24 protein-coding genes are annotated in these 21,566 nt (G+C 64.0%); 10 read left to right on the top strand and 14 right to left on the bottom strand.

What is annotated here, in order from left to right; genetic code table 11:
• Positions 1-5: 5 nt before the first annotated feature.
• Positions 6-1,166 (bottom strand): ISH3 family transposase, encoded by a 1,161-nt coding sequence (locus V6K60_RS04060; protein WP_292385492.1) that lies wholly within the window; start codon positions 1,164-1,166, stop codon positions 6-8.
• A 6-nt stretch (positions 1,167-1,172) separates the two neighbouring features.
• Between V6K60_RS04060 and V6K60_RS04055 the strand changes: the two genes are divergently transcribed.
• The 3 genes from V6K60_RS04055 (at position 1,173) to V6K60_RS04045 (ending at position 3,088) form a co-directional block, all read left to right on the top strand.
• Entirely contained in the window at positions 1,173-1,463 is a 291-nt protein-coding gene (locus tag V6K60_RS04055) for a hypothetical protein (protein ID WP_332449235.1), read from the top strand.
• A 112-nt stretch (positions 1,464-1,575) separates the two neighbouring features.
• Positions 1,576-2,745, top strand: a complete 1,170-nt coding sequence (locus tag V6K60_RS04050; RefSeq protein WP_332449234.1) for an aminotransferase class V-fold PLP-dependent enzyme — start codon at positions 1,576-1,578, stop codon at positions 2,743-2,745.
• A gap of 22 nt (positions 2,746-2,767) precedes the next feature.
• On the top strand, positions 2,768-3,088 hold the full coding sequence (locus V6K60_RS04045; protein ID WP_332449233.1) for a hypothetical protein: 321 nt from the start codon (positions 2,768-2,770) through the stop codon (positions 3,086-3,088).
• 15 nt (positions 3,089-3,103) lie between these two features.
• Here the strand turns inward: V6K60_RS04045 and V6K60_RS04040 are convergent, their stop codons facing one another.
• From V6K60_RS04040 to V6K60_RS04030, 3 genes are all read right to left on the bottom strand, one after another.
• Positions 3,104-3,634, bottom strand: coding sequence for a deoxycytidylate deaminase (locus V6K60_RS04040; protein WP_332449232.1), 531 nt, complete (start codon positions 3,632-3,634; stop codon positions 3,104-3,106).
• Positions 3,635-3,704: 70 nt separating this feature from the next.
• On the bottom strand, positions 3,705-4,529 hold the full coding sequence (locus V6K60_RS04035) for a class I SAM-dependent methyltransferase (protein WP_332449231.1): 825 nt from the start codon (positions 4,527-4,529) through the stop codon (positions 3,705-3,707).
• Positions 4,530-4,653: 124 nt separating this feature from the next.
• Positions 4,654-5,487, bottom strand: coding sequence for a hypothetical protein (locus V6K60_RS04030; protein WP_332449230.1), 834 nt, complete (start codon positions 5,485-5,487; stop codon positions 4,654-4,656).
• A 177-nt stretch (positions 5,488-5,664) separates the two neighbouring features.
• Here V6K60_RS04030 and V6K60_RS04025 point away from each other — a divergent pair, with 177 nt between their 5' ends.
• Positions 5,665-6,534, top strand: a complete 870-nt coding sequence (locus V6K60_RS04025; protein WP_332449229.1) for an alpha/beta fold hydrolase — start codon at positions 5,665-5,667, stop codon at positions 6,532-6,534.
• Positions 6,535-6,558: 24 nt separating this feature from the next.
• On the opposite strand, the gene V6K60_RS04020 is transcribed toward V6K60_RS04025, so the two are convergent.
• Positions 6,559-7,752, bottom strand: a complete 1,194-nt coding sequence (locus V6K60_RS04020; protein WP_332449228.1) for a M24 family metallopeptidase — start codon at positions 7,750-7,752, stop codon at positions 6,559-6,561.
• A gap of 178 nt (positions 7,753-7,930) precedes the next feature.
• Here V6K60_RS04020 and V6K60_RS04015 point away from each other — a divergent pair, with 178 nt between their 5' ends.
• The gene (locus V6K60_RS04015) at positions 7,931-8,593 is read left to right on the top strand and encodes a class I SAM-dependent methyltransferase (protein WP_332449227.1); all 663 of its coding nucleotides are present in this window, start codon (positions 7,931-7,933) and stop codon (positions 8,591-8,593) included.
• Between the two features lie 23 nt (positions 8,594-8,616).
• Here the strand turns inward: V6K60_RS04015 and rsgA are convergent, their stop codons facing one another.
• A complete protein-coding gene (gene rsgA / locus V6K60_RS04010; RefSeq protein ID WP_332449226.1) occupies positions 8,617-9,711 on the bottom strand; it encodes a ribosome small subunit-dependent GTPase A in 1,095 nt (364 codons plus the stop codon).
• Positions 9,712-9,948: 237 nt separating this feature from the next.
• Positions 9,949-11,682, bottom strand: coding sequence for a histidine kinase N-terminal 7TM domain-containing protein (locus V6K60_RS04005; RefSeq protein ID WP_332449225.1), 1,734 nt, complete (start codon positions 11,680-11,682; stop codon positions 9,949-9,951).
• A gap of 295 nt (positions 11,683-11,977) precedes the next feature.
• Here V6K60_RS04005 and V6K60_RS04000 point away from each other — a divergent pair, with 295 nt between their 5' ends.
• Positions 11,978-12,784 (top strand): class I SAM-dependent methyltransferase, encoded by an 807-nt coding sequence (locus V6K60_RS04000; protein ID WP_332449224.1) that lies wholly within the window; start codon positions 11,978-11,980, stop codon positions 12,782-12,784.
• Here V6K60_RS04000 and V6K60_RS03995 read toward each other — a convergent pair.
• From V6K60_RS03995 to V6K60_RS03985, 3 genes are all read right to left on the bottom strand, one after another.
• A complete protein-coding gene (locus tag V6K60_RS03995) occupies positions 12,762-13,373 on the bottom strand; it encodes a DUF998 domain-containing protein (protein ID WP_332449223.1) in 612 nt (203 codons plus the stop codon). The two genes, V6K60_RS04000 and V6K60_RS03995, sit on opposite strands and share 23 nt — an antisense overlap.
• A 74-nt stretch (positions 13,374-13,447) precedes the next feature.
• Positions 13,448-14,605, bottom strand: coding sequence for a TIGR04083 family peptide-modifying radical SAM enzyme (locus V6K60_RS03990; RefSeq protein WP_332449222.1), 1,158 nt, complete (start codon positions 14,603-14,605; stop codon positions 13,448-13,450).
• A gap of 258 nt (positions 14,606-14,863) precedes the next feature.
• Positions 14,864-15,814: a hypothetical protein gene (locus V6K60_RS03985; protein WP_332449221.1), complete on the bottom strand. Its 951-nt coding sequence runs from the start codon at positions 15,812-15,814 to the stop codon at positions 14,864-14,866.
• Between the two features lie 285 nt (positions 15,815-16,099).
• Between V6K60_RS03985 and V6K60_RS03980 the strand changes: the two genes are divergently transcribed.
• Positions 16,100-16,525 carry a pyridoxamine 5'-phosphate oxidase family protein gene (locus V6K60_RS03980; RefSeq protein WP_332449220.1) on the top strand — a complete coding sequence of 142 codons (426 nt, stop codon included), beginning with the start codon at positions 16,100-16,102 and terminating at the stop codon, positions 16,523-16,525.
• A gap of 12 nt (positions 16,526-16,537) precedes the next feature.
• On the opposite strand, the gene V6K60_RS03975 is transcribed toward V6K60_RS03980, so the two are convergent.
• From V6K60_RS03975 to V6K60_RS03965, 3 genes are all read right to left on the bottom strand, one after another.
• Positions 16,538-17,251: a DNA alkylation repair protein gene (locus V6K60_RS03975; RefSeq protein ID WP_332449219.1), complete on the bottom strand. Its 714-nt coding sequence runs from the start codon at positions 17,249-17,251 to the stop codon at positions 16,538-16,540.
• 64 nt (positions 17,252-17,315) lie between these two features.
• Complete coding sequence (locus V6K60_RS03970; RefSeq protein ID WP_332449218.1) at positions 17,316-18,317, bottom strand: GNAT family N-acetyltransferase; 1,002 nt, start codon at positions 18,315-18,317, stop codon at positions 17,316-17,318.
• On the bottom strand, positions 18,314-18,691 hold the full coding sequence (locus tag V6K60_RS03965) for a winged helix-turn-helix transcriptional regulator (protein WP_332449217.1): 378 nt from the start codon (positions 18,689-18,691) through the stop codon (positions 18,314-18,316). Before V6K60_RS03965 ends, V6K60_RS03970 begins: the two co-directional genes overlap by 4 nt.
• Positions 18,692-18,841: 150 nt before the next feature.
• Here V6K60_RS03965 and V6K60_RS03960 point away from each other — a divergent pair, with 150 nt between their 5' ends.
• Together V6K60_RS03960 and V6K60_RS03955 are read left to right on the top strand one after the other, a co-directional pair.
• On the top strand, positions 18,842-19,414 hold the full coding sequence (locus V6K60_RS03960) for a flavin reductase family protein (RefSeq protein WP_332449216.1): 573 nt from the start codon (positions 18,842-18,844) through the stop codon (positions 19,412-19,414).
• Positions 19,415-20,233, top strand: coding sequence for a nitroreductase family protein (locus tag V6K60_RS03955; protein ID WP_332449215.1), 819 nt, complete (start codon positions 19,415-19,417; stop codon positions 20,231-20,233).
• Here V6K60_RS03955 and V6K60_RS03950 read toward each other — a convergent pair whose 3' ends face one another.
• Positions 20,234-21,106, bottom strand: a complete 873-nt coding sequence (locus tag V6K60_RS03950; RefSeq protein ID WP_332449214.1) for a metallophosphoesterase — start codon at positions 21,104-21,106, stop codon at positions 20,234-20,236. It abuts the gene before it with no gap.
• Between the two features lie 80 nt (positions 21,107-21,186).
• Here V6K60_RS03950 and V6K60_RS03945 point away from each other — a divergent pair.
• A partial coding sequence (locus tag V6K60_RS03945) for a radical SAM protein (RefSeq protein WP_332449213.1) occupies positions 21,187-21,566 on the top strand: 380 nt, incomplete at its 3' end.

Raw genomic sequence — 21,566 nt, 5'->3', positions numbered from 1 at the left:
GTTCTCTAAACCGAATGCCGTAAGACAGGAATTCCTTTCACCATCCCCATCGCTGCCCGGATTGCTTCCCCGATTATGACAATGAAGCAGTCGAATCGGAACGCGCGCATTTCGATGGTTCTCGGTCCCTGCTTCACCGGCGAGAAGTTCCTCCACAGGAGAGCGATCCAGACGTTCTTCAGGAGGAAAGAGATAATTGCATAGAGATACCGGATCACCGGGTTCTTCGTGCTCGTCCTCGGTTTCACCTGGTTGCGCATCCGATAGGACGCTTCGATCGCGAACCGGGATCGGTAGGTCTGATGCACCCGGCGTGGATGCCACGCAAGGCCGCCAACAACGTAACCCAGGTTCTCGACGCCGTGCTTTCCCCGTTTTCCTTGTGCATACGTCACCGCGATCGCGATCGTCAGGAGCAGCGGGGGTTTGGCTTTCATCCGGTACTCGGCATATCGGGATCGCGTTCCCTTGAGGAGTTCTTTCATCCGTTTGCCGTGTTTCCTGACCGGGACGATGAACGGCACCCGTATCCGGGTCAGGAACCCGAAGACTTTCCGGGTATAGAACTCCCGGTCAAGGCAGAGTGCTTCAACCGTGAGGCCGAGTTCGGCGATCCGGTCGAGGCACCGGGCGATGTACCCGACCTTCGAGGTGCCCCGACGCACCGGATACACAGCCAGCGTCATCTGCCGGTCTTTCGTGGTCACGTACAGGGTGACGTAGGAATAAAACTCGTTCGTCGATTTCTTGCGTTTGCTTCTCACAATGTAGGATTCATTCTCGCCGGAGGTCGTTCCGTAGTACGGATCGTGAGTATAGTCGATCGCGAACTGATACGCGTTTCCGGGTTTCAGGACGTGGTGCACGAAGTGGGTGAGGATAGCAGTACTCTTCTGCTCCAGATCGTCCATCGAGAGTTTCTTCAGGTGGTACCGGAACGATGTCTCACAGGGTACCTGCTCCAGAAACCCAGTGAGCGAGTGCACCGATTGGTGCATTGCGGCCATCCCCACCAGAGCCTGGAACAGGTCGGTTTGGGTGAGCGAACCCCGGATCGGGATGGTCAGGTGCCGATCCAGTGCTGCGACCGCACAAGCACAACATTCTTTCGGTTTCAGGTGGCTATTCTTACTGCAGGTTGTCCTCTTCCCTTGGGTGAAAGGCATGAGGGGATGCCTGCAACCCATATAGATCTTTCGCTTTTGTGCGGGTTTTCGGGTGGAGAGGCACGGTCGGGGTATCGCAAATTAGCGAAGTACTGGGTCCGGGGCTATTCGGCGGACTCCCTTGAGGAGTGCATCATCGCCGCAGCGCGGGCGGACAAGGAGGGGGCGCTCGGGATCATATGTGCCCCGATCCTGGCGCCGATCGTCGAGCGGATCGTCGACTGCCCGGTCGCGATCATCAAGCCGCACCAGCAGACGATCATCGAGGCGGTCGAGACGGTGGCAAAGAGGATCTAGGGTGCTATGGGCTCTGGTGAGCTCCTCCCTGATCACAACAGCCTGGACTGCTTGCCCTGGTGTCCAGATCGATCCTTTTTTGACCGCGGAGGAGAGATCCTCTGAACGTTACATGGCCAAGAGCCCACCGATCATCTACCTGAACAACGCCGCCACGACCTGGCCGAAACCCCCTGAGGTGCTTGAGGCCGCGAGACAATCCCTTGCCCTCCCCGTCTTCGGGTCGGGAAGGACCACCGGGAGCCAGGGCGAGGATTACATCACGCTGGCCCGGGAGGCGCTCGCGGGCCTCCTCGCCGCCGATCCCCCGGAGCACATCGTCTTCACCCAGAACGCGACCGACTCCTTGAACCTCCTGATCCAGGGGTTCCTTGCCGGCAACAAGGCCGGCTGCCACGTCATCACGACAGAACTCGACCACAACTCGGTCCTGCGGCCGCTCCACGAGTTCGAGCGGCAGGGCCGGATCCGGTTGACGGTCCTCCCCTTCGAGGACGGGGCCGTCTCCCCCGGGGTTGTCGAAGCGGCCCTCACCCCCGATACCCGGCTCATGGTCACGGCCCACGGGAGCAACGTGCTCGGTTCGGTGCAAGATATCCACCGCATCGGCGAGGTTCTGCATGATCATGGCATCTTCTTCATCGTCGACGGTGCCCAGACTGCCGGGCATATTCCTATCGACCTGAAGAACCTCCCGGTCGACGCCTACGCCTTCACCGGCCATAAGGGCCTCTTCGGCATCCCGGGCACCGGCGGGTTCTACCTGCGGGACCCGGAGTCGGTCGCTCCCGTCCGTTACGGAGGGACGGGCACGGACTCCTTCTCGCTCTACCAGCCCCGCGAGATGCCGGAGCGGTTCGAGACCGGGACCCATAACTACCCCGGCCTTGCAGCCCTCGCGGCCGGGGCAGACTTCGTCGCATCCATCGGGATCACGGCTATCGCGGAGAAGGCGGAGCGCCAGACGGCGTTCCTCATCCGGGAGCTGAAGAGCGAGTCAAACATCACGATCTATAACGAGTCCCCCTCCCTCCCCATCGTCTCGTTCAACATCCGGGGGCTGGAGAACGACGACGTGGGGTTCATCCTCGCCCGTGCTTACGGGGTCATCGCCCGCACGGGGCTGCACTGTGCGCCCCTCGTGCATAAGGCGATAGACGAGGGGACCGGCTGCGTCCGGCTCAGCCTCTCCTGGTTCACGACGGATGAAGAGTGCCGGACCGCCGCACGAGCAGTGAAGGAGATTGCACAGAATGCGAATAGTTCGGTCGGTTCGTCATAAAGTCTGCGCCGACGGCTCATTCATGAAGGAGTTCCTCCTCGACGCCCCGGTACCGGGAGGCCTCTTTGCCTACCTGGAGAACTTCGGGGAGGTTGAAGCGCTCCCCAATATCGGTGAGGGGTTCTACAAGTTCGAGAAGCCCGATTGGTTCTCCATCAAGGGGTTTGCCGGGGATACTACCGTCGAGGTCAGGTTCAAGAAGGAGGTGATGGACCTGACGGTGGACTTCCTCTATCTCCTCTTCACCTCCTATCGCGAGGGTCCGGTGAACCTCTCGGCACTGAGGCGGAGGGAGGAGGCGGTCGAGAGAAGGGTGCGAGAGCACCTGTACGGGCGTGGCTGACCCCCGGCGCGTATATCATCTCCCCGAGACCTTCGCAATCACGCCATCCAGGTGCTGCCGGTAGAGTGCCTGCGGGTCGAGTTCCGCGAGCCCTTCCGGCGTCCTGACGACCACCCTGCCGACGCCGGCATTCACGAGCATCTTCGAGCACATCAGGCAGGGCGGGTCGTAGGAGGGGGTTCCCGTCAGGCGCTCGAACCCGGCCAGGTAGAGCGTGCAGCCGGCCGCAGCCCTTCCCGCCTGCAGGAGAGCGTTCATCTCCGCGTGCACCGATCGGCAGAACTCATAGCGCTCGCCGGAGGGGATGTTGTACTGCTTCCTTATGCAGGTGTTCAGTTCGTCGCAGTGGGCCTCACCGCGCGGCGCCCCGTTGTGCCCGGTGGAGACGATCTCCCCTGCCGAGTTCACCACGACCGCCCCGTAACACCGCCGGATACAGGTCGACCGCCGGGCGGTCTCGACCGCGATGGCCATATACCACTCCGTCCGCGAGGCCCGGGGTGGTACGGGAGGCGCGCCGGACGAGGCGGCATCCCGGTCAGTCATGGCCGCCCTTCCTTTGACCGTCTCTCCCCGCTCAGGTTCTTGCTCATGATAGATCTTTCACGTTGCGGAATTAATATGAGGCGATCGCGTGCTCGTGCGGTGCTGCCCGGGACCGCTCCGGCTTCTCGAAGCAGAAGAAGCGGTGCTTGCACCAGACGATGTCCCGGTCGACCAGGACCTGCATCAGCCCGGTTGTCAGTCCCTCGGCCGCAAGGCTCACGGAGACGGCCGATGGGGCCAGGCGTGAGAACGGGTCGGGGAGGTTTCGGCCCCGTGCGGCGTCGCGGGCCGCGACAAACGGCCAGTAGAGGGGCGACGCGCTCGATACCGCGCTCTCCCTCAGCACCATGCCGCACCCCTCAAGGAGCGACCGGTAATCTCCCCCTCTCCGGTACACCGCCGCCCCGCTGAACTCACCCTCGTGCTCCGTGAACTCCGGCTCTCCCCTCGAAAGCATCTCGATGAAGGTGAGATGCCCGCCCGGCCGGGTCACCCGACAGAGTTCGCTGACGGTGCGGGCGAGTTCGTCTTCGTCGGTGATGTACCGCAGGACCCAGACGGCGTTGACCAGGTCGAATCTGCCGTCCTCAAACGGGAGCGGCATCCCTTCGATGAGAGCGTGTTCGACGTTCTGGATGCCCGCCTCAGCCGCCGCCCGCCGTGCCGCCTCGACCATCCCCGGCGAGGTGTCCACCCCGACGACGTGCTGCACCTGCCGGGCGAACCAGAGCGTCCACCGGCCGACGCCGCACCCGTAGTCGAGGACCGAGAAGTGCGGCTCGAGCCGGACCGCCCGTGAGACGAGGCGTTTCTGGCTGCCGTCGATGTAGGCGTTGTTCTGGTCGTCGCGATCAACCACCGCCCTGAGCGGGCGGTGGAGGTACCGTGCGGTCACCTCATCCCAGGTTCCATGTTTGTCGTCCGTCTCATCACCCCGTTTGATGAAGGGTTGGATCTCAGAAGAGTATTTAGCGTTTTCGCTATGGGGTGCGGCTCTGTGAGGGTGGGGCCTGCAGGGCTCAGTACACACCCTCACCGGTCACGAGGACGCCCCTCACCGGGTAGGTGCCGTTGCACGGGCCCGTGAACTCGTGGCGCAGACTCTCGCGGTACGAGTTCGACTGCCAGCCCAGAATCCACCACTGATTTGTCCCCAGAAACCGGGACGAGATGCTGAGGACGTTCTCGTCATCGGCATCGAACGAGAGGATGAACGGGACCTCGACGACGTAGCCGGAGTCTCCGGGGTGCACATAGTAATCGTCAGAGGGTCCGCTGGATTCGCTGAGATCGCTGACGATCCGGTACGGCGTGAAGAGAGGCTCGGTCCCTACCGGTGCCCTGGTCTCTATCTCGTGGCCGGGATTGGTATCAAGCATAGAGAGTTCCATCTCGATGAGCACCGGGGTCTCTTCCGAGGACCGGTTGGAGTATACATGGGTCGGTTTCGGGAGCTCCGACTCGTTCTGCCCCGGCATAATCCCGATCGGCATGATCCTGTTTTTATAGAGAGGATCGATCCGGTCGGCCGAGATCTTCAGCATAGGGATCTCACGAACGTCCTCGATGCGTATCGAGATGTTGTCCCGGTCGAAATTGGTGAAACTGGTGCGGGAGAGAGCGAAGGGGGTCACGTTTGTCCCGGTATCCGGGTTGTAGCGGGACGGGAGGGGAAGCAGGAGGACTACGTTCTCAATGGGGCCTGATGTGGAGATCGTCAAGTCGTAGTGATATGAGGATTCAACGTTCTCGGATGCGGAGTACCACAGGATTCCTATGGTCAATGCCATGAATATGAGTGAGAATACTACCAGAGCCGCGATCGCGATGGATACCTTCCTGATGAGACTCAATCTATCCCTCCCGATCAGGCCATAGGGGAACCACCCCTATAAATCTTCTCTTTTCAAAAATCAGCTCTTCTGGTGCATCCGGACTGCGTAATCGCTTCGATCCGGAGCGAACCCTTCGCGTGCCAAACACTATATAGTATGACCGGTCCCGGGACCCCGCAGAGGGGGAAGTATTGCATGCCTTACATCACCGTTGGTAAAGAAAATTCAGGTCCCATCGACCTCTATTACGAGGACCACGGCACGGGCAGGCCGGTCGTCCTTATCCACGGCTGGCCGCTCTCAAGCAAGTCCTGGGAGAAGCAGGTGCCGGCGCTGATCGACGCGGGCTACCGTGTCGTCGCCTACGACCGCAGGGGGTTTGGCAACTCCGCGAAACCGACCGTCGGCTACGATTACGATACCCTGGCCGGGGACCTGCACAGACTCATGACGGACCTCGACCTCGCCGGGGCAACGCTCGTCGGGTTCTCGATGGGCGGCGGCGAGGTCGCCCGCTACCTCGGCACCTACGGGAGCGACCGCGTGGAGAAGGCCGTTTTTATATCCGCGATCCCGCCGTTCCTGCTCAAGACCGCTGAGAACCCCGAAGGCGTCGAGGGGAACGTCTTTGACGGCATCATGGAGAGCATCGCCGCCGACCGCCCGGCGTTCCTCACCGGGTTCTTCCAGAACTTCTACAACGCCGATATCTTCGGCGGCGACCGGGTCAGTGACGAGGTCCTCCGCCTCAGCTGGAACATCGCGGCCGCCGCCTCCCCGCGGGGCACGCTCGACTGCGTCCCGGCGTGGCTGACCGACTTCCGGGGCGACCTTGCGAGCATCGACGTGCCGGTACTGGTGATCCACGGCAACGCCGACCGGATCGTGCCCTTCCCCGCCTCAGGGAAGCGCATCCCCGATATGGTCAACGAGAGCCGTCTCGTGGTGATCGAGGGCGGGCCGCACGGGATCACCTGGACCCATGCCGACAGGGTCAACCGGGCATTGCTGGACTTCATCGGGGAGAAAGCCCAGCCAATGGAACCGGTTGCCGGACTCTCCTGAACAGGCGGGAGGGTCTCCTCCCCCTCACCCCACCGGGACCAGCCCGGCGTTCTTCCCGGTGATGCACCGGCCCCCGCCGCGGGTGACGACGAAGGTGTTCTCGATCCCGACCATCCCGACGCCCCGGACCCCCTTCTTGGGTTCGAGAGCAAAGACCATCCCCTCCTCGAGCGGCTCATCGAACCCTCTCGCGATCGCAGGCGCCTCGTCCACGGCAAGGCCGATGCCGTGGCCCAGGAACTGCGCCCGCCGGTCCCCGTAGCCCATGAAGTTCTCAAGGAACGCCGGCTCCAGACCGCCGAGTATCGTCTCGTAGATCTCCGAGGGCATGACCCCCGGCCGCAGCAGCGAGGCCGTCTCGTCCTGGACCTCCACGCACCGGTAATGGGCCTCCGCCGCCTCTTCGGGGACCGGTCTCCCGAAGGTATACGTCACGGTCTTGTCGGTGTGGTAGCCCTGCACCCCGCAGGCGCAGTCGACGAAGACTAAATCTCCGGTCCTGAGTTGCCGGTCATGGCTGCCGAGGACCGGGGCGCCGGGGGCCGCCCCCCGGCACCCGCCGGGACCGTCGAAACAGGTCGGGTAGAGGGAGTTCTCCCCGAAACCGAGCTGCCCGAGGATCATCTCCGTCCCGAACCGCCCGAACCGGGCGATCCCGTGGTGCCCTTCCCGGACCATGCGGGCGAAGACCTCGCCGCCGAGCTCGGCCTCGCTCATCCCCTCGCGGAGCATCGCGGGGACGACGTCCTCGAGGACGTGCCGGTGGATCTTCCCTGCCTGCTCCATGAGAGAGAGCTCGTAGGTGCTCTTCTTCGCCCGGACCGCTGCTGCCGGGGCGTCGAGCGATCCCGTCTCCCTGAAGGGGAAGTACTTCCGGAATCGCTCGAGCAGCGCAAGGGGGACCACCTCCGTCTCCAGGTGGACCGTTTCCGGGCACGCCCCCATACCGGCCGCCGCATCGCGGAAACTCTTCATCGGCCGGATGTCGGGGAAGAGCGACTCATCGAGCGCCCGCTCGCAACTCCGGCGCACCCAGAGCACGGCCTCGCCACTGCGGGGGACGAGGAGGACCCCGTCCTGCATCGTCCCGGTGAAGTAGAACTGGTTTGCCCTCCCGAAGATCGCGGCAAACTCCCATGACGGATTATCCCTGTCCATCCGGCTCCTGAAGCGCTCCATGCGGTCCCGGAGTTCGGCAGCGGGGGTTCTCTGCTCCATACGCATGATTGGGCGGCAATGGTATTTACGATGGACGGCGGCGGTCGCTTCGTGCGGGTTTATGAGGTCGCACGGCGCACGTGTCCCCATCATGGAAACCCCCTTCATCTTTACCATGCACGAGAACCTGCCCCGCCAGGGGCCGGGGAGCAACGCGTGTACCAGAAAGGCTTTTTCGATGCTTACCGATCTCCCGGCCCGGCCGGAGATCCTGGATATCGGGTGCGGGGCCGGGATGCAGACGGTTGAACTGGCCCGGACCTGCCCCGGATGTCGGATAACCGCCACCGACGTCCACCAGCCCTACCTCGATCAACTTGCCGGGAGCGCGGCATCGGCGGGGGTGAGGGACCGGATCACCACGGTCCGCGCCTCGATGGACGACCTGCCGTTCTCCGACGCATCGTTTAACATCCTCTGGGCGGAGGGCTCGATCTTCATCATAGGGTTCCGGGAGGGGCTCGCCGCCTGGAAGCGCCTCCTCCGTCCCGGCGGCTACCTCTGCCTCACCGAGGCTGCCTGGTTCGTCGAAGAGCCCTCGCCGGAGGCGGCGGCGTTCTGGAACGAATGCTACCCGGCGATAAAAACGGTCGCGGAGAACCGGGCGATCATCGAAGATGCCGGCTACGAGGTCGTCGCGACCTTCCCGCTCCCCGCATCCGCGTGGTGGGACGACTACTATACACCGATGATCGAGCGGCTCGCCGACCTGCGGTCGAAGGTCGCCGGCAACCCTGAAGCCGAGGCCCTCATCGCGTTCGAGGAGCGGGAGATCGCCGTCCACCGGGAGCACGGCAGCGAGTACGGCTACGAGTTCTTCATCCTGCAAAAGAAGGAGTGATCGGCCGGTCCCCCGGACGGCCGTCACCTCCCCTTTGTCTTCCCAATATCCCTCTGAATTTTGCCGATCGCTTTCCAGCGTTTCTTCTCGAGCCTAACCAGCCCGATCTCCGCTTTCTCCTCTTCGAACGCGAGTTCCTGCACGAGCCTCTGGAAACTCTCCAGCCGTGCTGCCGGGAGGGTTCCGGCCGCGACGGCCGCCCGGACCGCACAGCCGGGCTCCTCCTCGTGCCGGCAGTCCGAGAACCTGCAGCCCTCCGCGAGTTCGAGGATCTCGGGGAACGTCCCGGCGATACCGGCGGAGGCCAGGCCGATGCCGACCTCCCGCAGGCCGGGGTTGTCGATCATGAGCGCACCGCCGGGAAGGACGAAGAGCTGCCGGACGGTCGTGGTGTGCCGGCCTCTCTCGTCGTAGTCCCGGGTGCCCGAAGTATCCTGCACCGGACGGCCGATGAGCCGGTTGATGAGGGTGGACTTGCCGACACCCGACGAGCCGATGAGGGCGACCGTCGTTCGCGGCTGGAGGTAGGCATCGAGCCGGTCGACGCCTTCCCCGCTCACGGCGCTGATGGGAATGACCGGTATGCCGGGGGAGACGGAGGCGAGTTCGTCGGCGAGCGATGTGGGGTCGTCCGCGAGATCGGACTTATTGATGACGATGACCGGCCGGGCGCCGGATGCGTGGGCGATCGCGAGGTAACGCTCGATCCTGCGGGCGTTGAGGTCGCGGCCGGCGGCGGTGACGATGAAGACCGTATCGATATTCGCCGCGATGACCTGGTCGGTTCCTTCGCGCCCTGAGCTTCCCCGCGCAAAGCGGGTCTTCTGCGGGAGGATATCGACGATCATCGAGGTGCCGGCCTCCGGCTGGTGGAGCAGGACGACGAAATCCCCCACGGCGGGGAACCAGCCGAGTTTCCGGAGCGCCCCGGAGATCCCGGCCGTGACGGACCCGCCGTCGATGAGCACGTCCCACACGGTCTTCTGCCGGCAGGCCACGCGACCGGCGAGATACGGGCCGGTGTACTTCGAGAAGGCGCTCTCGTGCTCTTCCGTCCAGCCGAGGTCTTCAAGCGTATAGACCGGGTCTTCTCCGCACCGGGGGGTGGATTGGCTCATGGAAACCGGGACTCCATAAAAGAGGTGCATACGAGATGCAAAGTGCTTTGTGGTCGCGGTTGCGCCTGGAGAGCGCCGCCGCCCCGGCCGGCAGCAAGGGTGATCCCCCGGTGTATCGGGGAGGCAGGAGGAGCAGCACCATCCGGCGGTCTCTGCCCCCGCTTCAGTCGGGATGCACGGGATTCAGGCAGAGGACCGGTTGAACAGGGGCCGGAACGCTCCTACGCCCGCCTGCATTCAGTCTTCCGCGGCCGGCCTCCAGGCCCCGGCAGGGACCTGGATCTCGAACCGGGCTCCCCGGCCCGCCGTCCCGGTCTCCCGGATACCGATATCGGTGACAGAGAGGACGTCCCGCGAGAAGGCCAGCCCGAACCCGGTGTTTTTGCCACACCCGTAGCGGAAGATCCTCTCCTTCTCGTCATCCGGGATCCCCTCACCGTCATCCTCGAATGCCACGACGAGCGTTCCATCGGCCTGCTCATCGGTCGTTACACGGATCCGGGTGACCCCTCCCCCGTGCCGGAGGGCGTTCTCGAGCAGGTTATACGCGACTTTCGGCGCGAGCGGGTCGGCGTAGATCTCAACCGGGGCAACCTGCACGGAGACCTCAACGCCCGAACGGGGAATGCAGCTGACGGCTCCTTCGATTATCGGCTCAAGCGGCTGCCAGACCGGCTGGTATGCCCCGATCATCTGGTACTCGCGGGAGAACTCGAGGTGTTTCTTGATCTTCTCCACGATCTCGACCGAATGGGAGAGGTACCTGGCAGCGTCGGGATGCGTCCGGTCCTCCGAGAGAAGGTTCAGGTACCAGGCAAGGCCCGTGACATTGTTGCCGATGTCGTGGCAGGTCACCTGCGATAAGAGGGACAACTTCTGGTTGGCCGTCCGGAGGGCCGTCTCCGCCGCTTTCCTGCCGGTGATGTCTCGCACGATCAGAACGATACCGGCCGGCTCCCCGTCCGGGTTCCTGACGAGCGTTCCGGCGATGCTGACGACGCTGCCCTGTCTGCAGCCCGACAGCGCTGCCTCGATGTCCGATACCCTTCCCTCGTCGAGGAAAGCAGCCCGGATCGCGGAACACGCCGCCTCAGGGACGAACCTCATCACCGGCTGTCCGGGAAGATCCGCCTCAGCCACACCGAAGATCTCCGCGGCCGAAGCGTTTGCCGTGACGATCCTGCCGTCCGTGTCGGCAAGGATGAGGCCGTCGGGCATCGTCCTGAGGATATCGGGGACCGCCGTCTGGGGGCTCAGGGTAAACATACCGTGCCTGTGTACGGCGTAGGCGATGAGGAGGGAGAAGGCGACGATCCCGATGAAGACGAGGTTGACGGTGTGGATTCCGAACGCGGGAAGAACCACTCCAGAGAGGGTGCCGAACCCGACGACGGTCGCGATGCCGATGCTGAGAAGCCGGTTCTGGCGTCGGGCCCTCCCGGCAGGCGCTCTCCGCCAGGATGAGATGCCGATGTAGACCGCCCAGACCATCGCAAGGAAGACATACATCCTCTGGACCAGGGAGGCAGGGCTCCCGGGTGCCGGGAAATAGACGCACCCGGTTCCGGGCTGGAACGCTACCGTGTAGAGCAGGTCGGTGGAAAGGCCGAGCAGGGCAAAGAGGATGGCAGGGAGATACAGGGCCCCGAAGAGTACGTCGCGCCTCTCCTTCCGGCCGAGAGGGTGGTCGGTGAAGGCGAGCGTGAAGTGGACGGTGAACGCGGCGACAAGGGGCCAGAACGAGCTGGCCTTGAGCCAGAAGAGGCGACCGCCGTAGTCGGCAGATTGCCAGATGAGGAACTCGCCGAGGGCCCAGTAGGTTGCGGTGAGCGTTAATGCGAGGAAGAGGCGGTTGACGGCCGACGAGGGGCTCTGTGCAAAGACATAGATCCCAAGGCCGTAGGTAATGAACGCCGAGACGGCGCAGAAGCCGACCAGGACCGGAAAGAGGACCGTGATGATATCCGGCATGGCCGTCTACACCCCCGGCACCGTCTGCCTTTCCATCAGGTCATCCCGCCCTGCCCCCGGTCAATCGTGAGAACGTATTGCAGGTCCGTAGTGGAGGAATTTGAGGGGTCCACAGTTAAAGCGCTTTCCTTTCTGTCGCGCGCCGGAGAGCTTCGCTGCCTTAAATTAGGGCAAATATTGTCGTATTTTTGAGAGAAAACGATATAATGGGCCAGATCCGGAGTGAGACCGTCCTCCGGCCAATCGCGGACACTTAATACCAGGCTGATGGTATAAACTCCAGCAGGGAGACGGGATGAGCGGCAAAAACTACGTCCACGGCTACACGGAGCGGGAAGCGGAACGGTTGCGCGATCAGGCGGAGACCCTGACGGAGCTCCTCCACGGCGACACCCGGTACCCGGCAGGCTCGAGGGTGCTTGAGGCCGGGTGCGGCACCGGCGCCCAGACGGTCATCCTGGCACGCAACAGCCCGGAGGCGCGGATCACGTCGATCGACATCTCCGAGGCATCACTTGTCGAAGCCAGAAAACGCGTTCTGGCCGAAGGCCTCACGAACGTCACGTTCGAGGCCGGGAACATCTTCGACCTCCCCTATGAGCCGGGGAGCTTCGACCATATCTTCCTCTGTTTCGTCCTCGAACACCTGGCGGAGCCGCGCCGTGCACTCAAACGCCTCCGCCCCCTGCTCCGGGAAGGCGGGACGATCACGGTGATCGAGGGGGACCACGGCTCGGCGTACTTTTACCCCGACAGCCCCTGCGCCCGCCGGGCGATCGGGTGCCTGGTCGACCTCCAGCGGGAGATGGGCGGCAACGCCCTGATCGGGCGGGAACTTTACCCCCTCGTCACCGGCGCCGGCTACCGCGATGTCAGCGTTTCCCCACGGATGGTCTACGCGGACGCCTCCCGGCCGGACCTCGTCCACGGGTTCACGCGGCTGACCTTCACCGCCATGGTCGAGGGCGTCGGCGATGACGCGGTGGGCCGGGGGATGATGAGCCGGGAGGAGTGGGAACTGGGGGTAGCCGACCTCTACCGGACTGCAGGGCCGGACGGGGTCTTCTGCTACACCTTCTTCAAGGCGACCGGGAGGAAGTAGCCGGCGCCATGAGGTATCCACCGAACGCCGCGAGCCAGAAGAGCGCGGGATAGACGATCATCCGCTCCGACCCGCCATGGCCGATGGGGTCGTAGAGGTTCATGATGCCGAAGTCGCTTGCGGCATGCGTCACCAGGAAGACGAGGCCCAAGACGCCTGCGATGACCGCTATCGCCTTCAGCGGCCCCCGGACGAGAGTGGAGCCGGCGATCGCCTCGAGGTTGAAGAAGACGAAGACCGCGAGCGCAAAGAGGCCGTGGATGCCGGGGATATCGAGCGTGAAGACCGCGGCGCCGATCGCCCCGATACCCGCGAGGAGAAAGACGGGAAGTATCCAGCCCCTGCCGTAGAACCGGTAGAGGAAGTAGCCGCCGGCGATGTTCAGGAGGCCTGCAACGAAGAGGGAGGCGTTGAAGAGCCACGCCGTCGCGCCGATCACGCCGAGATCGCTGATCGCGTTCGTATTGATGCTGTAGCCGGGAGCGATGGCCGCGCCGGCCACAAGAGCGGCTATGAACTGGACCGGGAGCAGGAAGAGGAGCACCCCTGCAACCGTCCGGTCGCCGTCTGCCGGATCTGTTCCATGCATGCAGAGGAGATGGAATCTCTTCCTTCATATCTCCAGCATGTGCCACCGTCACATCAACGCTGTTAACACGACACCTACTTCGTCGCCATCGTCCGGAGGATCGCCATGATCCCCGGTTTAGCTCCTTTCCGGGGCGGGAACCCGAACCCGCCCATCTCCATATCCCCCGAGCCGTACATCTCCTCGTTTAACCGGTCGGTGATCTCGTCGAATATCCGCTTATACGCGACACAGTGGGGGTCGACGCCCCGGACCTCGCCGTCTGTCGGCGCTATCGCGTTGTAAGGGCACCCGCCCCGGCAGTACTTGATGTGAGAGCAGCCGGCGCACTCGCGGTCGACATACTCCTTGAACGCGTGCATGAGTTTCCAGGCATCCGACCGGGCGAGGTCTTCCTCTGTCGGGTGGTCGCGGACGTTCCCCATCACGTACTCCGGCATCCCGACGAAGCGGTAGCAGGGGTATATGCTCCCGTCCGGCCCGACGGCGAGTGTGGTTCCCATGCAGTCCACGAACGTGCAGACGGTGCCGTGCCGGGTGAAGATGCACTTGCAGAGGTCGTTGATGTTCATGATCTCGATCCGGCCCAGGTTCTCCAGGTATGTATCGAGGAGATAGACCAGCAGTTCCCCGTACTCCTCCGGCTCGAGCGCCCACTCCTTCGGGTCGTCGCTCTTGAGCGACGGCAGTGCAGGGTGGAGTTTGAGCGGGAACCCTCTCGCGAGGAAGAAATCGACGATCTCCTCCTTGTGCTCGACCGACCGGCAGGTGAACGTGCAGATGAACCGGACATCAAGCCCGTTTTTCCGTGCAATCTCATAGCCCCGCATGGTCTTTGCAAAGTAGCCCATCCCCCTCTGCGCGTCGGTGATCTCCTCGGGTCCGTCGATGCTCGAGCCGATGGGGATGCGGTACTCCGCGAGGATCTTCGCCAGTTCCGGGGTGAGCAGCCAGAGGTTGCTCTGCAGGGCAAACGTCGGTGCAAGATGGGCCAGTTCCTCCGAGAGGATGGGGAGGGCCTGCCGGTAGAACTCCTCTCCGGCAAGGAGCGGCTCTCCCCCATGGAAGGTGATCGTGACCTGGTCGGACCGGTAGTCCTTGAGCCACGCCGCTATCTCCCGTACGGTCTCGATGCTCATCCGCGGAGAACGTTCGTCGGAACTCCAGCAGTAGTGGCATTTGGAGGGGCAACCGAGGGTGGGGATGATCATGACGTGAAAGGGGCTCTTCATCGTACCGAGATTCTCCTTAAAGATGTTAAAACCTATTCATGTGCCCGCCCGACACGCAGTTCCCCGAACGGGCAGGCCGGAGCGGCATAACGGATGCATGGGACCGGGCAGGTTCCCGGCCGCGAGAGGAGAGAGGTTCTTGCTGCACCGGAACCCGGGCGGGGATCCCCGTGATCCCCGTTGCGGGTTCATGGCTGGTGACCGTTTGACGCCGGATCTCCCGGCGTCATGAACGGTTGTTCCTGTAGGATCCCGGGCTTAGTAGGTGACCGAGCTCCCCATGTCGACGCCCACCAGCCCGACGATGGCGCCGGTCGAATCCTTCACGGGAGCATACCCGGAGATGATGGTGGCGGTCGTGTTGCCCCACTCCTCGGTGGAGAGTTCGCTCTCCGCGGAGGGTTCGGTAAACCCGGCGAGCAGCCTGGAGTCATCGTCCGTAGGCTGGTAGACGCTGCCTATCGCGGGTGTGTCGCCGGGCCTGTAGTCCGCATCCACGACATACTCGACGGTGTCGTTGACGTTGCGCATCGTGTAGACGTAGAGGACTCCGGGGTTTGCGTCCCGGAAGGCCGCAAGCCGGTCGCGGATGGCAGTGAACTCCGGTGTGGTCTCGTCACCCGGTTTGAGCGCCGCAAGAGCGTCGCCGTCGACCTCGTCCGCGGCGTCCGTCGCAAGGGCTTTCAGCATATCGGCGGTGATCACGCTCCCGACGTCGACACACACCATTCCGACGACGGCACCGCTCGCGTCCCTGATAGGAGCATACCCGGAGGTGGCCATGTAGATGACGTCGCCCCACTCATCGATGTAATAGGGCTCTGTCGAGGGCCCCTCGAACCCGGCGAGGAACGCGGCATCGTACTCCGTAGGCAGGTAGGTGTAGCCTATCTCGACCCCGTCACCGGTCCCGTAATCCGCGTCAACAATGTATTCGGTGGCGTTCCCGACCTTGCGCATGGTGTAGACGTAGAGGACCCCGGGGTTTGCGTCCCGGAAGGCCCTGAGTTCGTCGTGGATGGCAGTATACTCCGGCGTGGCTTCGTCTCCGGGCTTGAGTGCGGCGAGAGTGTCGCCGTCGATCCGGGCCGCAGCCGCCACCGCGAGCGCCTTCAACTCGTCCTGCGTGGTCTCTGCCGGGGCAGGACTCTCCCCTCCGGGGGAGAGTACAATCAGGATCCCTGCTATAACGATTATCAGGGCAATCATACCGACCACTAACTTGATCGGAACGTTTTGCTGCGTCAAAATACACAACTCCAATTCAGACTGGGTACGGTGCCCATTAAAACGTTTCTAAACGGTTATTGATTCGCGGAGTTCGTATTGGGATTCTGGCGTCTAATTTTTCGTATGTTACAGAAGCGAATCTATTGCCATTTATTCGGCGCCGCGCAACAATTGCCGGGGTAACGGGATTTTGAATGCCGGCCTGCCGGACAATCCCGGAACTCTTTTCCGCTCCGCTTCCGTATGGATGTACGAGGAAGAAGAATGGACTTTTCCGAGTGCGTAACATTCGCAAACGCCAACCCCGTGACCTACATCGCGACGATGGACGGCGACCAGCCCCGGGTCCGGGCGTTTGCCATGTGGTTTGCCGATGCGACCGGGTTCTACTACCACACCGGAACCCCAAAGGCCGTCTGGGAGCAACTAACGAAGAACCCGAAGGTCGAACTCTGCTTCTACGAGCCCGGCGATGCAGGAAGGATGATGCGGGTCGCGGGCGCGGTCGAGTTCGTCGACGATCCGGCCTTAAAGGAGCGGCTTGTCGGGGATCGCCCGTGGCTCCTCCAGATCGTCTCCGGGCCCGCCGACCCGAAACTCGCCGTCTTCCGCGTGGCCCACGGCGAGGCGTACTTCTGGACGATGGAGAACAACATGCGGGAGGCCGAGGCGCCGCGGGTAAGGTTCTGAGCCCCGCCCCCTTCACCAATCTTTCTTCATCGCCTCGGCCTTCAGGTCCTTTGGCATCAGTTCGATGGCGTAGCGGAGCGCCGTCCGGGGCATGACTCTCTTGTTTCGCATGACGTAGGAGAAGACCTCGTCCGTGTGCTTCCGGCTTGCCTCCTTGAGGAGCCACCCGTAGCCTTTCCGGACAAGGTCATCCGTATCGGTGAGGAGGAGGTCGGCTATCGCGATGGCCTCGTCGAGGAACTCCCCGCGCCTCGCCGGCACGACCAGCGAGACCGCCGCCGCCCGCCGCATCCAGCGGTTCTCCGACTGCGTCCAGCGCTTCAGTTCATCGATCGCTTCCGGGAACCGGACGACGAGATCCCCGACGGCGTGGTTGCAGAGGCCGTCGCAGGTGGCCCAGTTGGTGATGTAGGCCTCTATCCAGTGCCGGAAGACGGCGATGTCGCCGGATTCGTAGCGGTCGGCGAGCCGCGGGGCCCATTCGGAGACGACGAACGCCTCTTCCATCATCCCCGACGAGTAGAGTTCCTCGCAGAGGGCAAAGATCTCCTGCTTCTCGCGGGATTTGACCTCCTTCCAGTAATCTTTTGCGATCGCGATTCCGGTTGCCGTCTTCATCCCGTAGCACCGGACCTCCTCCTTGAAGAACCGCTGGCTCTTTGCGCAGATCTCGGGGTCCGCGTGCGCCGCGAACTCCTCCCGTATCGCTTCGACGACCGTGTCCATGGGGAGATCTACGAAGGGGCGACGGATAAACGCTCCGGGGGGATCGGGAGCCTCCCGGCGCGGATCAGAGGCCCGCCTTCCTGCTCCTCCGCTCAAGGAGCAGCACGTCCCGCCACCTGCCGTCCTTCGTCCGGCCCGGCCGTTCGCGGCGGCCGATGACCCTGAAACCGTGCTTCGCGTGGAGGGCAAGGCTCGCTTCGTTCTCCGGGAATATGCCCGCCTGGAGCGTCCAGAACCCTTCCCGCTCCGATGCGGCGATGAGTGCGGAGAGAAGCGCGTTCCCGACCCCCCGCCCGCGGAAGCCGCTCTCGACGTAGATGCTGACCTCCGCGACACCGGCGTAGGCCGGCCGGGCGGAGGCGGGGCTCGCCGCCGCCCAGCCGAGTGCCTTCCGGCCATTGGTCGCAACCAGGCGGCAGGACCGGACGTGGCCCGCGTCCCAGCGCTCCCACGACGGCGCCTCCGCCTCGAACGTCGCGTTGCCGTCGGCGATACCCTCAAGGTAGATCCGGCGGACCTCGTCCCAGTCGGCGGCGCACATCTCCCGTATACTGCACGCCGCATCTCCCGCCGGCCAGGGGGGTGCACTCTCCCGAACCTGCTCGAGCACCGTCCGGCGGGGGTAGAACCCGAACTTCCGGTAGAACGGGAAGGCCTCCTCATTTCCGTCGGCGACCGAGACCCGGTTCTCGACCGAACCGTTCTCGTCAAGCCACATAAGTGCCCGGCGGACGAGTGCGGTGCCGACCCCCTGCGAGCGGTAGGCCTCGTCGACGTAGAGAGACTCAAGCTCCCCGGTGCGCTCTGCCGAGAGCGAGGTTACACAGTAGGCGACGCACTGGCCCGTCGCCGGATCGCAGGCCAGGTCGACCCGTAGGTCTCCTGCCTCCGCACACCGGACAAAGTGCGCCTTCCGGTCGTCGAAGGTCGTTGTCTCGAAAAAAGCCCGGAACATCCGGGCGCAGACGCGGTGGTGCTCGCAGATCCGGTTCCAGAGCGGGCGGATAACCTCGATGCCGGCGATATCCGTGGTGCGGTACTCGACGGGAGGCACCGGTACGGTCATGCCTCCTCTCTCCCCGCCTTCGCCGGGCACCCTGATTCGGCCGCTTCGTCGGTGCCGAGATACTGCGTTCCCCAGGTGCAGAGCGCCTCCAGGATCGGGAGGAGGGTCCTGCCGAACCCGGTAACGGCGTACTCCACCCGGGGCGGCACCTCGGGATAAACCGTCCGCTGCACGACCCCGTCCCCCTCCAGTTCCCGGAGCTGCCGGGTGAGCATCTTCGCATTGATGCCGGGGAGCTCCCTCTGCAGTTCGGAGAAGCGTTTGACCCCGTCGCAGAGGTGCCAGAGGATGAGCGCTTTCCATTTGCCGCCGATGACCTCGAGGGCCGCTTCGACCGGGCAGTGGAAGGTCCTGCCGTTCTTCGTGTAGGACATGGTTACACCAATGAAAGTAAGTTACCGGAATGCCTGTATTCCCTATATCTCCTCTTATGGAGTATTTTATCCTGGTGGTCCGGAACGCCGCGGGCGAAAGGACTATCTCTGCTGACGCGCCCGGCATCCTGCCGGGAGTGAGGTACAACCATGAAAAACGAGATTGGAAAGAACTTCTTCATCCCAATGCCGGTCGTGCTCGTCGGGACGCAGGTGAACGGGAAGGCAAACTTCATGGCCGTGGGCTGGTGCTCGCGGGCGAACGGCAACCCGCCGATGATCCTCTGCGGGATCGCGAACACCCACCATACGCCCAAAGGCATCGCCGGGACAGGGACCTTCTCGGTGAACGTCCCCTCCTCGGCCCTGGTGGAGAAGACCGATTACTGTGGGCTGGTATCGGGGAAGTCGGTCGACAAGTCGGGCGTCTTTGACGTCTTCTACGGGACGCTTGCGTCCGCACCGATGATCCGGGAGTGCCCGGTCAACCTCGAGTGCCGGCTTGTCGAGACGGTCCTGCTCCCGACCCACACGGTCTTCGTCGGCGAGATCGTGGGAGCGTATGCGGATGAGGGAGTTATCCGGGATGGAAAGCCGGACTACGCGGCGATCGACCCGCTCCTCCTGACCATGCCCGACAACCGCTACCACCGGCTCGGGGAGCACGCCGGCGACGCCTGGAGTGCCGGGAAAAGCCTGATGCGGCAGGCGCCGGGGGCCTGAATGAAGACCACGCTCGTCGATGAGGCCCTCTGCACCCGCTGCGGGACCTGCTCGGCCATCTGCCCTTCAGCAATCGTCGGTGCCGCAGGCGAAGACACTCTTCCCGGGGTCCCGGAGGAGAAGGCCGGGATGTGTATCGCCTGCGGCCACTGCGAGGCCTTCTGCCCGACGCAGGCGCTCACCCTGAACGTCAGGCCGGAGGAGAAGGCGGACGTCCCGGCCGGTGCGGGCACACTCTTGCCCGGCGACCTCGGCGTCTACCTCCAGAAGCGCCGTTCGGTGCGCCGCTACACAGACGAGCCCGTCTCCCGGGAGACGATCCTCGCGGTCCTCGACGTCGCCCGGTACGCGCCGTCGGGAGGGAACGGGCAGCCGGTGCAGTGGATTGTCGTCCACGATCCGTCGAAGGTCCGGAAGGTCGCTGAACTGACGGTTCAGTGGATGAGGGGCCTGGTCGAGAGCCGCCACCCGATGAGCGGCTACATGCCGGGGCTCATCCGTGCCTGGGAGGCGGGCAACGACGTTATCTGCCGCGGCGCCCCGCACCTGCTCGTCGCCCATATCCCGGAGGGGAACCCGGGTGCGTCCGTGGACGCGATCATCGCGATGACGCACTTCGATGTCGCCGCCCCGGCGTTCGGCATCGGCACCTGCTGGGCCGGGTTCGTCTCGATGGCCGCTACGGCGTACGAGCCGCTCCAGAACGAGCTCGGCATCCCCGCAGGGCGGAAGTTCGCCTACGCGATGCTGTTTGGCAACCCGGAGTACGTGCCCCGGAACATCCCCCGCCGCAACCCGGTGCGAGTGGCGTGGCGATAGTTACCCTCGAGGGCGGTCCCTCTTCCGCCGCCCGCCGAGGTACCGCTCGATGTGCGTCTTTTTGATTCCCATCGCGAGCAGGCGCCGGCAGACCTCCTCACGCCCATAGATGGCGACCTCGCTCCTCGCCCGCCGCAACGCCTCGACCTCCTCGGGGTAGGGGACCTTTCCCCGCCCCTCCGTCAGATCCCGGAGGACGGCCGGGTCGCAGCCATCGGCGGCAGCCCCCTCCCCCGGGCTGAGCCCGATCCGGCACGCCCCGGCAACATACTCGATCCGCCACCCCTCTTCCTCCCGGTCGATCACCGCATACGAGGCCGGGGAGCAGTCGATGGCGACGTAAGCCTTCCCGGTGACTACGGACGCCAGCATACCGTAGTGGCCGGTGATGATGCACGCCGCCGGGATGTCAAAGAGCCAGACCCGGTTCGCGAGGGGCGCGTGGGCAACCACGATATCGACCGGCCCTTCGGCCGAACCGGCCATCCGCTTCTCCTTCCCGGTGGGGACGCCGAGGAAGCGGATGCCGCAGACGGTCTCCGCCTTTCCCGATATCTCGTGGAGGAAGGAACTCGCCTCCGCCGCCTCCCGGACGCGACCGTAGGTTCCCATCGTGTCGTCGTTGTTCCCCTCGACGACGACGCAATGCTTCCCCGCCGCTGCAATCTCCAGAAGAAGGCCGAGGAAGAGTTCCGTCTCGTCGAGCCCTGAGCGCGAGCACCGGTCGTAGGTACCGTCGCCGGCGAAGACGACGATCGCCGGGTCGGTCTCATCGGCGAGGCGTAAGAACGAGTTCTGGTCGATCTTCCCGCCGGGTGTGCCCCGCTTCCTCGTCCCCCACGCGAGATCGCTGAACGCGAGGATCCTTGCCATGGTCCGGGGTTGGGCCCCGGGGGTGATAGGCCTCCCGGTCGTCCAAAGGTTGATGTCGAAAGCAACCAGAGATACGGGAAATGCAGCGCACGAAGGGCCCGGCCCTGATCTCCTGGAACGTCACCCTCCGCTGTCCGCTGAAGTGCGCCCACTGCTACGCGGACGCAGGCGTTGACGAAGCGGAAGGGGTCCTCTCGACCGCCGAAGCGTTCTCGGTCATCGACCAGCTCGCGAGCACCGGAAAGCCGATCGTCATCCTCTCCGGGGGGGAACCCCTGATGCGGGAGGATATCTTTGAGATCGCCCGCTACGGGAGAGAGCGGGGGCTCGTGATGGCGATGGGCACGAGCGGGTATCTCCTTGACGGGGAGACAGCGAAACGGCTTGCTGCGGCGGGCGTCCGGTCGGTGGCGGTCAGCCTCGACTCCGCTGACCCGGATACCCACGACGCGTTCCGCGG

It is taken from the genome of Methanoculleus sp. (assembly GCF_036677455.1).
Classification (GTDB): Archaea; Halobacteriota; Methanomicrobia; order Methanomicrobiales; family Methanoculleaceae; genus Methanoculleus.
This window is presented reverse-complemented; position numbering and strand designations above follow the sequence as displayed.

Excerpts from the sequence above, each read along its gene's own strand:
- V6K60_RS03955 (WP_332449215.1), top strand. The coding sequence starts at position 19,415 with ATGAAGACCACGCTCGTCGATGAGGCCCTCTGCACCCGCTGCGGGACC.
- V6K60_RS04020 (WP_332449228.1), bottom strand. The coding sequence starts at position 7,752 with ATGGAGCAGAGAACCCCCGCTGCCGAACTCCGGGACCGCATGGAGCGC.
- V6K60_RS03995 (WP_332449223.1), bottom strand. The coding sequence starts at position 13,373 with ATGCATGGAACAGATCCGGCAGACGGCGACCGGACGGTTGCAGGGGTG.
- V6K60_RS04055 (WP_332449235.1), top strand. The coding sequence starts at position 1,173 with ATGCCTGCAACCCATATAGATCTTTCGCTTTTGTGCGGGTTTTCGGGT.
- V6K60_RS04060 (WP_292385492.1), bottom strand. The coding sequence starts at position 1,166 with ATGCCTTTCACCCAAGGGAAGAGGACAACCTGCAGTAAGAATAGCCAC.
- V6K60_RS03950 (WP_332449214.1), bottom strand. The coding sequence starts at position 21,106 with ATGGCAAGGATCCTCGCGTTCAGCGATCTCGCGTGGGGGACGAGGAAG.
- V6K60_RS04040 (WP_332449232.1), bottom strand. The coding sequence starts at position 3,634 with ATGACTGACCGGGATGCCGCCTCGTCCGGCGCGCCTCCCGTACCACCC.
- V6K60_RS03965 (WP_332449217.1), bottom strand. The coding sequence starts at position 18,691 with ATGTCCTACACGAAGAACGGCAGGACCTTCCACTGCCCGGTCGAAGCG.
- V6K60_RS03975 (WP_332449219.1), bottom strand. The coding sequence starts at position 17,251 with ATGGACACGGTCGTCGAAGCGATACGGGAGGAGTTCGCGGCGCACGCG.
- V6K60_RS04000 (WP_332449224.1), top strand. The coding sequence starts at position 11,978 with ATGAGCGGCAAAAACTACGTCCACGGCTACACGGAGCGGGAAGCGGAA.
- V6K60_RS03980 (WP_332449220.1), top strand. The coding sequence starts at position 16,100 with ATGGACTTTTCCGAGTGCGTAACATTCGCAAACGCCAACCCCGTGACC.
- V6K60_RS04050 (WP_332449234.1), top strand. The coding sequence starts at position 1,576 with ATGGCCAAGAGCCCACCGATCATCTACCTGAACAACGCCGCCACGACC.
- V6K60_RS03960 (WP_332449216.1), top strand. The coding sequence starts at position 18,842 with ATGAAAAACGAGATTGGAAAGAACTTCTTCATCCCAATGCCGGTCGTG.
- V6K60_RS03970 (WP_332449218.1), bottom strand. The coding sequence starts at position 18,317 with ATGACCGTACCGGTGCCTCCCGTCGAGTACCGCACCACGGATATCGCC.
- rsgA (WP_332449226.1), bottom strand. The coding sequence starts at position 9,711 with ATGAGCCAATCCACCCCCCGGTGCGGAGAAGACCCGGTCTATACGCTT.
- V6K60_RS03990 (WP_332449222.1), bottom strand. The coding sequence starts at position 14,605 with ATGAAGAGCCCCTTTCACGTCATGATCATCCCCACCCTCGGTTGCCCC.
- V6K60_RS04045 (WP_332449233.1), top strand. The coding sequence starts at position 2,768 with ATGAAGGAGTTCCTCCTCGACGCCCCGGTACCGGGAGGCCTCTTTGCC.
- V6K60_RS04015 (WP_332449227.1), top strand. The coding sequence starts at position 7,931 with ATGCTTACCGATCTCCCGGCCCGGCCGGAGATCCTGGATATCGGGTGC.
- V6K60_RS04025 (WP_332449229.1), top strand. The coding sequence starts at position 5,665 with ATGCCTTACATCACCGTTGGTAAAGAAAATTCAGGTCCCATCGACCTC.
- V6K60_RS04005 (WP_332449225.1), bottom strand. The coding sequence starts at position 11,682 with ATGCCGGATATCATCACGGTCCTCTTTCCGGTCCTGGTCGGCTTCTGC.
- V6K60_RS03985 (WP_332449221.1), bottom strand. The coding sequence starts at position 15,814 with ATGATTGCCCTGATAATCGTTATAGCAGGGATCCTGATTGTACTCTCC.